Below are 13,863 nucleotides of genomic sequence, written 5' to 3'. Positions count from 1 at the left end.
ATCTTTGATGACTCTCTCTCTGTATTCGTGAACAACAACGTTATGGCTTCCACAGTGTGGACAGACTGGAGGTTCTGCTGGTTCAAGCTCAATAGTAATATCCCTGTCAGACACTTCAGAAAAAGAAATATTTGTAATCTTGAAGCCAGGAAAGAAGTTTTTAGATAAAAAATCAGATACAATACAAGACATGGGCGTTTCCTTCTTAAGTGTTGTTGTGCTTTTTTCTCTTAAGAGAAAACGCCCTTTTTTGTTTAATTTATTTGATAATATTCACTAGAAGTTTTTCATAAGCCACAGTTTTACTGAAGAACCTTTTTTTTTGAGTAAAAATGAATTATAAACAGTATTTTTGATAGATATAAAACAAACAATGATAGAAAAATAACTATAAAATAATAGGTTAAATCTGAATGATAGAATAAATGATAGAATAAATGATAGAATAAATGATAGAATAAATGATAGAATAAATGATAGAATAAATGATAGAATAAATGATAGAATAAACTATGTATTAAAGTTGTATATTGAGAAAAAATATGGAAAAAAAAGAATCAGAAATAGTTGAGTTTAAAAAATCTACAACACAGTTGAAAGAAGCTGTTATTTCTCTATGTGCGATGTTAAATAAAAGTAAGAAAGGCGTAGTTTATTTTGGAATAAAGGATGATGGAAGTATTTGTGGTCAGAAAGTCGGAAAAAAAACAACATCAGATATTTCTCGTGAAGTAAGACTTAATTTAAAGCCTATGCCGGACATTTCTATAAATGTTGAGAGTATAGATGATAAAGAAATCATTAAACTTGGTGTTTCTGGTTCGGATACCCCTTATCAGGCCTATGGTCGTTATTACACGAGAGTTGATGACTCAGATATTGTAATGGACTCCAATATGCTTTGGAAATATTTTGAATTAAAACGTAAAACTTATTCAAAATGGGAAGAAGAAAGTACTCAATATGGTGTTGATGATATAAACGAAGAGCTATTGATTCAATGTATTAGAGATTCAAATGAACACGGTCGAATGAGTTACGTCTTTAGAAATTCTGAAGAAGCATTAAGTAAACTAAACCTTATAAATAGCGAAGGATTCCTTAACAACGCCGGATATTATCTATTTGGAAAAAATGGCCCTGTGTTACTTAAAGAGGTAATTTATCCTACTGATGAGCGTACTTCTTTTTCTGATTTAAGGCAATTTAAAGGTAACATTCTTGAATGTATTAATGAAGGTTTAAAATATATCAGAAATAATATTCATTATAGTGCTGAAATAATTGGAACTAGAAGACAGGAAATGCCAGAAATTCCAATTGAGGCATTAAGAGAAATTCTGATTAATTCTTTTGCCCACTGTCATTACCAAGAAGGTGATTACAACGAAATCTCCATAACCAGATCAAGAATAAAAATCTATAATCCAGGTGGAATTCTTAATAATATAAACCCTATTGATTTTGCATCAGGAAAGATTGGAAGTAAAATTCGTAATCCTTTGATTGCAACTGTACTTTATAAAATGGGGCTTATTGATGCCTTTGGAACTGGTTTTGATAGAACTTTTAAGTTGTGCGGAAATAACAATACAGAATATGAATACCAGAATGACGAATATGGTTTTTCATTTATATTCAAAAGACGTTTAATTGATAATATTTTCAATAATGAAGAATCGTTAAAACCAAATGCTACTAGTAGTAAAATTATTAAGTTATTAGCAGAAAATCCATACTGCACCTCAGCTGAGTTGTCAAAAAGAATTGGTAAATCAACATTAACAATTCAGCGTCATCTTTCAAAACTTGTTTCAGATGGGCAATTAGAGCGTATAGGCTCAAGAAAGACTGGTTTTTGGAAGGTAATCGATAAAAATCTATAGTCAGCCTTTCCTTCTAATATCCAAGATTGGATTAATTTATCCCAATCTTGGATGATTATGATGGTCTCTTAAGGAGCCAGTCTTACTGGTTTCTGCCAGACATTATCTTTTAACTCATAGATAAATCTGTCGTGCAGTCTGTTCTCTCGACCCTGCCAGAATTCAACCTTGTTGAATTTCACTTTATATCCGCCCCAGAATGAAGGTAGGGGAATTTCTCCGTTCTTGAACTTTTCCTTCATCTCAAGGAACTTGCTCTCAAGAATTCCTCTTGCTGAAATCAGATGAGACTGGTTTGATGCCCATGCTCCAATCTGACTTCCTCTTGGTCTTGAGTGGAAGTACTTTAAATCCTGAACTGTAGACTGTCTTACAGCTTCACCAATGAACATAACCTGACGTTCAAGCATGTACCAAGGAAAGAGCAGACATACCTTTGGGTTGTTCTTGATGTGCTGAGCCTTACGTGAGCCCAGATTTGTGTAAAATATCAAATTTTCACGATCATAGTCTTTTAGAAGAACCATTCGTGAATAAGGCTGATTGTTTTCATCGACTGTGCTGACAACAACTCCGTTTGGGTCGTATATCTGTGAATCAATGGCCTGTTTAAGCCATTTTTCAAAAAGATCAATCGGATGCTCAGTCAAATCAGACTCTTCAAGTCCACCCTGAGTGTAACTTCTTCTTAAATCTGCAACATCAATCATTTTCTAATTGCCTTATAAATTAAACAAAAAAATGTGATTTACTCAAAATACGTGAATTTTTGTATATATCAACTATCAATTCTACATTTTATGTCACATTTGTTTAGTAACTATAGGTACATAATGGTAAAATCTTATTGTATAAGAAAATTATTACTTAATTGTAATTTTGTTTATAAAAATAGTTGAAGAAATTAGGTGCTCAAATGAATAATTATCCAAAGACCGCGTTAGTTGTTAACTGCGGAAGTTCTTCAGTAAAATTCGCTATCTTAGATCCTAAAGATGGTCATGTTTTTCTAAATGGTATTGCTGAGGCTCTAGGCCTTGATGATGCAAGAATCTCATGGAAGTTCAATGGTGGGGATAAGACAGAACAGTCTTTAGGTGCTGGCGCTGATCACAAGAAGGCACTTGAGTACCTTGTTAAGAATGTTTTAGCAAAGGATCAGGCTCTACTTGATTCTATTGTTGCATGTGGTCACAGAATCGTTCAGGGTGGTGATATTTATTCAGAGCCAACCCTAATCAACGATGAAGTTGAAGAGAATATCAGAAAGGTTATTCCTTTTGCTCCTCTTCACAACCCAGCTCACCTTTTAGGTATCGACGCTGCAAGAGCAAGTTTCCCTTCAATTCCTCATGTTGCTGTATTTGATACTGCATTCCATCAGACCATGCCTCCAAAGGCTTACAGATACGCAATTCCTGAGGAATACTATACCGATCTTCACCTACGTAAGTACGGTGCTCACGGTACCTCTCACATGTTCCTGTCACAGGAAGCAGCAAAGCTGTTAGGAAAGCCTGTTGAGCAGTGCAACATCATTACCTGTCACTTAGGTAACGGTGCTTCTATTTCTGCTGTTAAGGGCGGCAAGTGTATCGATACTTCAATGGGGCTAACCCCTCTTGATGGTCTAATCATGGGTACCCGTTGCGGTAGCATCGATGCTTCAGTTGCATTCTTCCTATGCGACAAGATGGGCATGACTCCAGAAGAGGTTAAGGAAGTATTCAACAAGAAGTCAGGTATGATGGCTGTAAGTGGTGTTTCATCTGACTTCCGTCCAATTGTTGCTGGTATGAAGGAAGGCAATGAGAGATGTAAGCTGGCTCTTGAGATGTATGCTTACAGATTAGCTAAGTTCATCGCTTCTTACTATGTACCACTAGGACACGTTGATGCAATCGTATTCTCAGGCGGTGTTGGTGAGAATGGTCCTGTAACCCGTAAGTTAGTTCTGAAAGAGTTAGAAGAGTCATTCGGTATCAAGATTGATGAGGCTGCTAACGAGCATGCTAAGGTATTCATGGGTGTTGATAAGCAGCTTATCACCGCTCCTGATTCATCAGTTAAGGTATTTGTTATCGCTACAAACGAAGAGCTGATGATTGCACGTTCTGCAATGGGCTTCGTTAAATAATTCAATCTAGAATTCAATCAGGCGCTCGGTCATAAAAGGCCGGGCGTTTTTTGTTTCACATTTTTATCGCCTTTCAAAAATAGTCCTGACATAGAAAAAATAGTGACCGTAACCTCTTAATTTTTCTAAGTTTTATCTATATTTTTAAAAAGATAATTTTCCTCAAAAAATGTTATTTAAAACTGTGATCTCACTGAAATCTTAATTGTGGATTTTTCCTATACTCAAAAATGCTCCCCAAATAGTTTTGTTATGATTGCCGGAAATATTCATGATTAAGTCTGTACCTGTCACACTGTTGGCTGCAGCTTTCATATCCTGCGTAAATGCAGCCTCCGTATATGATAAGGATGGAAACATTCTTTATCTGGACGGTCGTGTGCAGTCTGTTTTGTACAGTGGCAATCATAACAAGGCAGGAGAGAATGATTCCTCTATTCAGAATTCAGGTCGTTTCGGTATAGGTGGCAAGAGCCAGCTTAACGACTGGATTTCAGCTACCGCTTACACTCAGTGGGATGTCGCTGACGATTCTTCCAACAATGATTTTAAGGCCCGTGAGCAGTATGTAGGCGCTGATTTTGGTGTATACGGTAAAGTCATAACCGGAAGAATGCGTGATTCTACATATTATGTTGAGAGTCTTACAGACCGTTATGAGGATGCAGGTGCAAATGTGCAGTCTGTATACAACTCTGAATATCGTGGTGGTCAGATTCTGTATGTCTATGACAATTACGGTATGCATGCTCAGTTTGGTCTTCAGACCGCACAGGATAAGGCAAAGGTTGCAAAGTCACACTTAAGCTACTTTGATAGGGAAGATAGCTTTGCTGTAGATTCTGGTGTTAATTTTGCTTTAGGCTATACTTTTGATGAGATAGGCGGTGAGCCTCTTTCTGTACGTGGTGGCTATAGTCGTCTGAATGGTCAGAAGGGGAATGATGTTGCGCTTTATAGCAGCACCTCTGCTTCATGGACACATCCAAACGGTGAGCCTTTTGATTCCTTTGATCATGCTAATTTTGGTATATCCTGGGGTGAACTGGATTCTGGTTTGTATCTTGCGGCGTTGTATGACTACAGCAAAATGGATTTCCTTGATGAGGATTACCAATCCATAGCCAGAAAAGTAAACGGTGTCGCCGTATCTGAACTTGATTACATTGAATCACAGGGCTTTGAGCTTGCTGTTGGCTATGCTTTTGACAATGGTTTATCTACAATCTTAGGCTATGAGGTCAGCTATAATAAGGCAAGATCAAATAACAGCAGCTATGATCGTGCTAAAGTTCGCAGAATTCCTGTTCTTGTAAATTACAAGCTAAATTCTAATTTTAATGTCTGGGGTGAGGTTGGTATTAACGCAGGCTCAGACCGTAAATTCTCGGAACTCAAGAAGGATAAGAAGGATTATAAAAACGTCTTCTCCTTCGGAGCCCGCTATACATTCTAATTGCTTTAGACAGCAAAAAGGCCTTGGGTAGCAGGCCTTGATTTTAGTTTCTCAGAGTTAATAACTGATATTAACGCTTTGCAACTGTGAAGGTTAATCTTCCGTCATCTGCCAGTGCCTTAGGGTTATAATCTGTAACCTCGACATTATTTTTACCGTATTCCTTTTCTAATCCACGCAGGTTGTGGCAGTGAATATTGCAGAACTCGAATTCCTGGTACTTCTCGTCATCAGTTAACGCACTCTTATCTACGCCTTTCTCTTCAGCAAGCTTTGTGAAGTATTTGTCATAGATGGTATCAACGTTATATTCAAGATTTGTCTCAAGCTCTTCATTGGTCATTTCACGCTCAGCTTCAGTCCATAACGTGAATCTGTGCTTATGAACATAGGTATAACCATTTACTTTGATGTCTTTTACAATCTTGTTCTCGTCAAACTCGATATATGCGTTTTTTTCAGAAATAGGAGTCTTTTTAGCACCTAGTCCGAAGGTTGCCATTCCTTTTCCAAAGTTTGTTGCTGCATTGTTGTAGAGGCTTGTTGAGAAGGTAAATGAATAGATTACGTGGTTGGTATCCTTAAGTTTTGCAATCGCAGTAGGAGTGCCAAGTTTCTTTCTTACATCAGCTTCTGTTGAGCTTCCCACTGTAACTGAGGATTTGATCTGAGATGCGGTTGGAAGTTTGTCCTCGTAAGATACGTTTGCACAGCCTGTTAGAATATTAAATGCTGCAAATAGAAGACAGAACAGTTTAATTATTTTCATAAATAATACCTAAATCAAAAAAATATAATAATAATTGCCTTATTCATTTAAATAATTGCACAAAACCTTTAAAAATATATTTAATCATATTTAACTTATTGTTTTTGTGTTAATAAGGTTGTCATATATTATCATAATGCGGTTTTATATCTAGTAATGATTCAAAAAAAAGCGAAGAGGTAGGGGACGGATGAAATCTGTAGTTTTTTTTTAGAAATGCTTTGGTGTGTTTATGGGACAACCTTGCTAACCTTTATGCTTAAATACCGCAGATTCCTGCAAGGTTGTCCTAAATTGAAGTATTACTTTTTAAGGTTGGATACAATTACTGTTGAACGAGGAGGAATAGTCATATTCTTTCCTGCAATCAGCTCCTTGATGAACTTCTCCTCAAATTCCTTAGAGGTTCTGGTTGCACCGTAGCTGTATACTGCAAGCTTCTCTCTTCCAAGCATCTCGTATAGACCTTCAAGACCTTCTGCATGGTCGTAACGACGAACGTTTCTTCCTGACAGAGGAATCAGCAGATCCTCACCTGAATCTTCTGCATTGTCACTGCCGCAGTCCTCAGGCATATACATGGATGCTAATAGAGGGAACAGAATTGAGCCCTGTTCAAACTTAACCTGCTGACGAGATGCATTTACAAGTACGATACTGAATCTGTCCTTGTAAAGGCGCATGTAGGCAAAATAAGCTCCGCCTGCGCTGATGAAAATCATTGTTCCGCGTGAGAATGCTGGATTTGATCTGCGAAGTGCGGTAAGTTCGGTAATTACAGTCTGGGTTTCGGCTGAGTTTACACTTGCATGATGATCCTTTAATGCCTTAAATGGAATCATTGAACGTGGGCCTACCTCATACTTGGCAATTACATCACCAAGCTCGTCACCCTGATAGATACAAGGAATTCCACGCCAGGTTACAAGACATGCCAGAGCAGCCTGATACAAATGCTTGTCTCCACCGATAATATCGTAGAAACGAGGCAGACTGTTGTTATCCAGCTGATTTACAAGACATAGTTTTAACTGCTGAGAAACACCAACAGCGAATTCCTCACAGGTTCTTCTTAAATCTTCACCTGTATAAGGGGTAGGATCACCGTTAAGATTGATACCGCCGAAGAAGGAACGTATTGGGCTGATAAATCCTGTGTAGTTGATGGTTCCGTCAACATTGCCTTCAGAGCATAGGGCATATCTTGGATCGGTTCCGAAGTGTCCCAGCATCAGACAGTCAAGATGAGACTCTCTGGCACTGCTGCAGATAGCAGATAGTCTTTCAACGTTATTACGGGCATTGCCGTTGTCACCGATCTGGTTGGCATCATCAATAACCCAGCCGTCGATTCCATAAGGAGCGCGAGTCCATTTCTTTACTACAGAGTTTTCTCCCTCGTAGATAAGGTGTCTGGTCAGATAGCTTGAGTAGTCAAGCTTTGGATAGTTTGCCTTGTCGTCAGATACATAGGCTTCTCCTTCGGAGTTGAAAGTATAGATTTCTCTGTAAGGGGAATCCTTGTGACGAAGTGCTCCTTTACCGGTCTTCTCCTGACGGTCAAACCATAGGTTTGAATCGCCGGTATGATTGAAGGTACCGTGAAGCAGGATCTTCATCTCATAGCCTAAGGCTACTGTTCTTAATCTCTTTAGAGCTCCATTGCCACCAAAGTGAGTGTCTACCACATCATAGTCTTCAGTATCATATTTATGTACTGATGGGGCTTTGAAAATAGGTGTCAGATAAATTGTATCGCAGCCAAGACCTCTGATATAAGGAAGCATGGTTGCAACACCGTCAAGATCACCGCCGCAGTGAGTTTCATCAAGATTAACAAACTCAAAATCCTTTAATCTTACAGGGGATTCTGTATTAACCTTGGTTCCGTCAACAGTGAAGTTTCCTGATGAGGCTGCAAACTTATCAGGGTAAATCTGATAGATTACACTGTCCATTGCCCACTGAGGGTGGGTATTGAAAAGCTCAATCACATAGCAGTGCTGTCTTAAAGGAGGTTCTCTGGACATACCCAAAGAACTGTACCACACAACATCAACAGGCTCGCCATCCTTATTTGAAAGCATAATCTTAAAGTAATATGTAATAAGGTTACGGCTCTTATCTGCATTCAGAGGTGCAACGAATCTATGGATTCCTGAATAGGAACCTGAATAGGTCATTGGATTCTTTACGTCCTCATTCTGTGAAAAGCTTACAATCCAGATCTTAAGTCTGCTATGGTTTACGCCTCTTACAAACAGCTCTGCATTGGATGCATCCACACCAGGTGCAGTACAGGTGTGAAAACACTGGAATGGGAGAGATGCTCTCTGAGAACTTGTGTTCTGACGCATGTGATACTTCCTTATGTGAAAACTTTTTTTATAGCATAGCTAAAGCACGACAAACTGTTACATACATCTGCTCTACACCCTTGATATCAACTCTTTCCTGAGGACTGTGAGGATTCAGGATGGTTGGACCAACAGAGATTAGCTGCAGATCCTTGTTAAGGATTGCAAACTGAGCACATTCAACACCAGCATGCATTGCAGTAATCTTAAATTCATTGCCGCTAACCTCTTTATAGCACATATTAAGCACGTCAATCAGACGGTTATGGCTTGGAGAAGACCAGCAGTGATGCAGATTCTTGGTTTCTACCTCAACATTATCAAGCAGGTAGCAGCATGAACGTACATCCTCAACAATCTGTGCCAGACCAGCATCTTCAAGAGAACGAGGCATCATTTCAATTATAATCTCATTCTCGAAGGTCTTAACCATTGAAAGGTTGATAGAGGTTTCAACAACAGGAGAGAATTCCTTTGACATGCGAATAATGCCGCTTGGAAGAGCTCTCAACAGATGGATCAGATCCTGAGTCTGGGCATAGCCTAAAGTCTTGGATACTGAGGCATCTGAAATCTCAAGCTTCATTTGTGGATCTGTCTTTGAGTACAGTGTTTTCTGTGCTTCAAAGATTCTTGAGATGATCTTTTTAATTTCTTCAGTCTCTTCCTGTGGAACTGCAATGGTTACACTTGCCTTTGCAGGAATTGAGTTTCTTACGGTTCCTCCGGTGAAATCCTGAATGAACAGATCATACTCATCGCTCAGATCATCGATGATGGTTGCCATTACCTTGATAGCGTTGGCATTTCCAACGTGGATGTCAGCGCCTGAATGACCGCCTTCAAGATTTGACAGTCTGATGGTCAGAGCACTGGTTGCCTCAGGGATAATCTTTGAGATATTGAATCTGATATCAACATCCTGAGAACCGGCACAGTTTACATACAGGAATCCGTTCTCCTCAGAATCAAGGTTAATCAGATAGGTTGCATCAAGATATTTTGCATCAAGATTTGATGCACCCTTCATGGTAGTTTCTTCTTCAACGGTGAAGATTGCACGCAGTGGACCGTGAGATAGAGTCTTATCCTCAAACATGGCAAGAGCCATAGCGATAGCAATACCGTTGTCAGCACCTAAAGTGGTATTCTTAGCCTTAACGAAATCACCGTCAACATAGCTCTGAATAGGATCTTTCAGAAAGTCAAAATCATAGCCTTCTGCTGCAACCGGAACCATGTCCATATGGCCCTGCAGAATTACGGTAGGAGCATTTTTCTTATCTTCACTGGCAGGTACGTCAATGATAACGTTACCTACAGCGTCGGTCTCAACTTTAAATCCATTCTTTTTTGCAAAATCAACAATGTATTTAGCAGCATTCTGCTCGTGAGAAGATGGACGAGGAATCTTGTTTAATTCTGAAAAATGTTTCCAAACTGATTTTGGTTCTAGATCTGTAATTAATGTACTCACTTTATTGCCTCAAATTTTACATAATCATCTGCATTATAACACATGGTAGTGCTGATGATGGCGCATTGAGGCTCTTATCCGGAGATTCGTGTTTTGTTTTTTCTCGAACATCACGTTTGTTTTCAGTAGGTTATAAACACCATATTAGAAACATGAGAATAATTATGAAAACACTTTTGTATAAAGAATAATACGATTTCATGATAATTAAGTTGACAGCTTTAATCAAAAAAAAGGTATCTGACAAAGTATGATGGGGATTTGACAGATACCCAAAAATGCAAATTGAAAATCAATTGCATAGGAATCATCAAGATGATTGAGAGCTCCTTCCTAGGAAGCAACATTTACGGTATGTCTGAAATGTTGCTCTCAACGATGAGAATTATATAGCTGGCTTTATATGTAAAATAGATTCTTATTGAGAATAATTACTAATTAGCAATTTTTTCTCATATTTTAATAAAAGTCATAAAAAAGCCTACGGAGAGAAGACCGTAGGCTAGGATTATTTCTTCTAAAACATTTTGGTGAGCTTAAATCATTTCAAGAAACTTCTGATGAATTCTGGAATCATCAGTAAGCTCAGGATGGAAGGCAAGTCCAATCTGATTTTTGTATCTCACTCCCACAATCTTATCCTCATGTGTACATAGAGTATCTACTCCTGACTCTATACCGGAAATATAAGGAGCTCTGATAAACACCTCAGGATAATCAGTTATAGAGCCTACATTCTGGCTTGTAACAAAGCTTGAAAGCTGACGTCCAAAGGCATTGCGTTTTACTCTTACAGGAAGTGTTGCAAGATGACTTTGTGGTGCGTTATCTATATTCTTTGCAAGCAGAATCAGTCCGGCGCAGGTTGCAAGGGTAGGGATTCCATCTTCAATCATCCCTTTAAGAGTCTGTTTCATCTGAAGCTTATCCAAAAGCAGTGACTGTACAGTACTCTCTCCTCCAGGAAGAATTACTCCATCAAGATTATTTAGATCTGTTTTCTGTCGAATCTCGATAGTTTCTGCGCCGAGTGACTGAATCATCCTTTCATGTTCAATAAAAGCTCCCTGAACCGCGAGAACTCCAATCTTCATCTTACTTTCCTCGCTCTTCCATAATCAGTTTGATTTCGTGCTCATTGATTCCAACCATTGCTTCACCTAGATCCTCAGACAGGGAAGCAATCAGCTTGGCATCTGTATAATTGGTAACAGCCTGAACAATTGCAGAGGCTCTCTTTTCAGGATCACCGGATTTAAAGATACCTGAGCCCACGAATACACCTTCAGCGCCCAACTGCATCATCAGAGCTGCATCTGCAGGAGTTGCCACTCCTCCTGCTGCAAAGTTAACTACAGGAAGCTTTCCGTTTTTGTGGACGTATAAAGCCAAATCGTATGGAACTTGAAGATTCTTAGCCTCTTCATAAAGCTCATCTTCGCTTAAGGACACAACTTTTCTTATCTGTGCCTGAATCTTTCTTAGGTGACGTACAGCCTGAACAACATCTCCAGTACCAGGTTCACCCTTGGTTCTGATCATTGAAGCTCCTTCGCTTATTCGTCTTAAAGCTTCTCCTAAATCTCTGGCTCCGCATACGAAAGGAACCTTAAACTTTGTCTTATCGATATGATAGATATCATCTGCAGGGGGCAGAACTTCTGATTCATCAATATAGTCAATCTCAATAGCCTCCAGGATCTGGGCCTCTACGAAGTGACCGATACGGCACTTTGCCATAACAGGAATACTTACAGCGTCCTGAATTCCCTTGATCATCTTTGGATCACTCATTCTGGAGATACCGCCTGCAGCACGGATATCTGCAGGGATTCTCTCTAATGCCATAACTGCACATGCACCTGCTTTCTCTGCAATTCTGGCCTGCTCAGGAGTGGTTACATCCATAATCACTCCTCCCTTTAACATCTGGGCTAAACCTTTGTTAACGATAATTTCTGAATTTGACATTGTTTATCTCCTTGATTTTTCTTTATCAGAAATTATATAGTTATCTGGTATTATATAAATCTCCAGAATGATAATGTTTTAGATGTCAGATTTGAGGTACTGCATGTTAACCTATGTCTTTAAGAACAACACTGTTCCAATGTATGAACAGCTATACGAGTACCTTAAGAATGACATTACAAATGGGGTTTTAAAGACTGATGCGAAACTTCCCTCAAAAAGAACATTTGCCAGAAACAACGGGATCAGTACCATTACAGTTCAAAATGCATATAACCAGTTGCAGAGTGAAGGCTATATTTACTCTGTAAGTAAGAAAGGTTATTACGTTGCAAATCTAAGTGGCATCAGAAAACTACACTCCGATACAAAAATTTCTCTTGATATAAAACTTCCACCTGTAGCAAAGGCCTGTGAAATCAACTTTTCAAGCAACGATATCAAGCCTGAGAATTTCCCTTTTTCTGTATGGTCCAAGCTCTCCAGAGAGGTGATGTCGCAAAAGAGCAGGGAAGTTCTAACTCCATCTCCAACCGGCGGTATCCACGAATTAAGAGAGGCAATTGCTGAGCATCTTAAGGCCTTTCGTGGAATGCTCATCGATCCTAATCAGATTGTTGTTGGCGCAGGAACTGAGTACCTATATGGTCTTTTAATTCAACTTTTAGGTAGTAATCGTAATTACTGTATTGAAAATCCTGGCTATAAAAAGCTCAAATCAATCTATTCTCAATACGGAGCAAACTGCGTATTTGCTGACATAGACAGAAAAGGAGTAACAGTTGAGGAACTCAACAGAGTAAAGGCACAGATTGTTCATATAAGTCCTAATCACCATTTCCCGACCGGAATCACTATGCCCGCCGATCGCCGTTATGAGATTCTAGGCTGGGCCAATGAAACCTCAGACAGATATATTATTGAGGATGATTATGACAGTGAGTTTCGTTTAAGCGGTAAGATTCATCCTACACTGTTCAGCATTGATGGCTGTGAAAAGGTGATTTACATGAATACCTTTTCAAAGACTCTGACTCCAACTATCCGTATCAGTTATATGGTCCTGCCGATTGAGCTTGCCAATCGTTTCTACCGTGAATTAGCCTTCTACTCATGTACAGTTTCAAATTTCGAACAGTACACTCTTTCTCTGTTTATCAGCAGAGGTTATTTTGAAAAGCATATCAACAGAATGCGCCTCTACTATATGCGAAAACGCAGAGAGGTAATTGATCTACTGAACAGGAGTTCACTTAATAACAGAGTTGAACTGATTGAAAATGAATCTGGTCTTCATTTCCTGATGAAGCTTAAAACTGATATTGATGATGAGAAAATAAAAAAGGAACTGCTTGCTAGAAAGATAAAAATCTCTCCTTTATCTGACTACTATATGACAGATACAGCTGTTCCTCATAACTTTGTTATCAACTATTCCAGTCTTGATACCCAAAAGCTCTCCAAGGTATTTGAAACTATAAGCAGTCTGCTTTAATGTTTTGGGATAGAAAAAAAGAGGGTGACTAAAAAGGTCGCCCTCTATTTTTACCTAAATTTTGTGGTTTTATTAACATTATTGATAATATTTTTATATTAAAACTTTATCTATTTCCTTGATATACAAAGTTAATATACTATACTTAATAATATAAAGAGTTATATTATTGGTAATATCGTTATGGATAAAGAAGATCTTTTCAAACCCTATATTCAAGATGATTTAGCCTTACTTCCTCCTTGTATTGGTGATTTTATCTCCCCTTCAGATCCCGTCAGACTCGTAAGTACAATTGTTGATAAACTTGATATC

General features: G+C 38.6%; 11 protein-coding genes. 4 read left to right on the top strand and 7 right to left on the bottom strand.

Annotation, left to right across the window (positions count from 1 at the left end; all coding sequences use genetic code 11):
* Positions 1–192, bottom strand: a 192-nt coding sequence (locus B5D46_RS10830; protein WP_143675670.1) for a transposase family protein, incomplete at its 3' end; no start/stop codon positions are given.
* A 350-nt stretch (positions 193–542) separates the two neighbouring features.
* On the opposite strand from B5D46_RS10830, the gene B5D46_RS10825 reads away from it, so the two are divergent.
* Positions 543–1,886: an RNA-binding domain-containing protein gene (locus B5D46_RS10825; protein ID WP_078929473.1), complete on the top strand. Its 1,344-nt coding sequence runs from the start codon at positions 543–545 to the stop codon at positions 1,884–1,886.
* Between the two features lie 68 nt (positions 1,887–1,954).
* Here B5D46_RS10825 and pdxH read toward each other — a convergent pair whose 3' ends face one another.
* Positions 1,955–2,596 carry a pyridoxamine 5'-phosphate oxidase gene (gene pdxH / locus B5D46_RS10820; RefSeq protein ID WP_078929472.1) on the bottom strand — a complete coding sequence of 214 codons (642 nt, stop codon included), beginning with the start codon at positions 2,594–2,596 and terminating at the stop codon, positions 1,955–1,957.
* 206 nt (positions 2,597–2,802) lie between these two features.
* Here pdxH and B5D46_RS10815 point away from each other — a divergent pair, with 206 nt between their 5' ends.
* Together B5D46_RS10815 and B5D46_RS10810 are read left to right on the top strand one after the other, a co-directional pair.
* Entirely contained in the window at positions 2,803–4,023 is a 1,221-nt protein-coding gene (locus B5D46_RS10815) for an acetate kinase (RefSeq protein ID WP_078929471.1), read from the top strand.
* 271 nt (positions 4,024–4,294) lie between these two features.
* Positions 4,295–5,479, top strand: a complete 1,185-nt coding sequence (locus B5D46_RS10810; RefSeq protein WP_078929469.1) for a porin — start codon at positions 4,295–4,297, stop codon at positions 5,477–5,479.
* Positions 5,480–5,549: 70 nt separating this feature from the next.
* On the opposite strand, the gene B5D46_RS10805 is transcribed toward B5D46_RS10810, so the two are convergent.
* The 5 genes from B5D46_RS10805 to pdxS form a co-directional block, all read right to left on the bottom strand.
* The gene (locus B5D46_RS10805; RefSeq protein WP_078929468.1) at positions 5,550–6,248 is read right to left on the bottom strand and encodes an outer membrane protein assembly factor BamE; all 699 of its coding nucleotides are present in this window, start codon (positions 6,246–6,248) and stop codon (positions 5,550–5,552) included.
* Positions 6,249–6,550: 302 nt separating this feature from the next.
* Positions 6,551–8,605, bottom strand: coding sequence for an alpha-amylase family glycosyl hydrolase (locus B5D46_RS10800; protein WP_078929466.1), 2,055 nt, complete (start codon positions 8,603–8,605; stop codon positions 6,551–6,553).
* 28 nt (positions 8,606–8,633) lie between these two features.
* Positions 8,634–10,082, bottom strand: coding sequence for a beta-Ala-His dipeptidase (gene pepD / locus B5D46_RS10795; RefSeq protein ID WP_078929465.1), 1,449 nt, complete (start codon positions 10,080–10,082; stop codon positions 8,634–8,636).
* A 536-nt stretch (positions 10,083–10,618) separates the two neighbouring features.
* Positions 10,619–11,176, bottom strand: coding sequence for a pyridoxal 5'-phosphate synthase glutaminase subunit PdxT (pdxT, locus tag B5D46_RS10790; RefSeq protein ID WP_078929464.1), 558 nt, complete (start codon positions 11,174–11,176; stop codon positions 10,619–10,621).
* Position 11,177: 1 nt separating this feature from the next.
* Positions 11,178–12,053, bottom strand: coding sequence for a pyridoxal 5'-phosphate synthase lyase subunit PdxS (gene pdxS / locus B5D46_RS10785; protein WP_078929463.1), 876 nt, complete (start codon positions 12,051–12,053; stop codon positions 11,178–11,180).
* A 103-nt stretch (positions 12,054–12,156) separates the two neighbouring features.
* Between pdxS and pdxR the strand changes: the two genes are divergently transcribed.
* On the top strand, positions 12,157–13,548 hold the full coding sequence (gene pdxR, locus B5D46_RS10780) for a MocR-like pyridoxine biosynthesis transcription factor PdxR (RefSeq protein WP_078929462.1): 1,392 nt from the start codon (positions 12,157–12,159) through the stop codon (positions 13,546–13,548).
* Positions 13,549–13,863: the final 315 nt, after the last annotated feature.

Origin of the sequence: Succinivibrio dextrinosolvens DSM 3072, from assembly GCF_900167015.1 — a bacterium.
Lineage (GTDB): Bacteria > Pseudomonadota > Gammaproteobacteria > Enterobacterales > Succinivibrionaceae > Succinivibrio > Succinivibrio dextrinosolvens.
This window is presented reverse-complemented; position numbering and strand designations above follow the sequence as displayed.

Coding starts and splice junctions, on each gene's coding strand:
- pdxR (WP_078929462.1), top strand. CDS start 12,157: ATGTTAACCTATGTCTTTAAGAACAACACTGTTCCAATGTATGAACAG.
- B5D46_RS10825 (WP_078929473.1), top strand. CDS start 543: ATGGAAAAAAAAGAATCAGAAATAGTTGAGTTTAAAAAATCTACAACA.
- B5D46_RS10815 (WP_078929471.1), top strand. CDS start 2,803: ATGAATAATTATCCAAAGACCGCGTTAGTTGTTAACTGCGGAAGTTCT.
- B5D46_RS10805 (WP_078929468.1), bottom strand. CDS start 6,248: ATGAAAATAATTAAACTGTTCTGTCTTCTATTTGCAGCATTTAATATT.
- pdxS (WP_078929463.1), bottom strand. CDS start 12,053: ATGTCAAATTCAGAAATTATCGTTAACAAAGGTTTAGCCCAGATGTTA.
- pdxH (WP_078929472.1), bottom strand. CDS start 2,596: ATGATTGATGTTGCAGATTTAAGAAGAAGTTACACTCAGGGTGGACTT.
- B5D46_RS10800 (WP_078929466.1), bottom strand. CDS start 8,605: ATGCGTCAGAACACAAGTTCTCAGAGAGCATCTCTCCCATTCCAGTGT.
- B5D46_RS10810 (WP_078929469.1), top strand. CDS start 4,295: ATGATTAAGTCTGTACCTGTCACACTGTTGGCTGCAGCTTTCATATCC.
- pdxT (WP_078929464.1), bottom strand. CDS start 11,176: ATGAAGATTGGAGTTCTCGCGGTTCAGGGAGCTTTTATTGAACATGAA.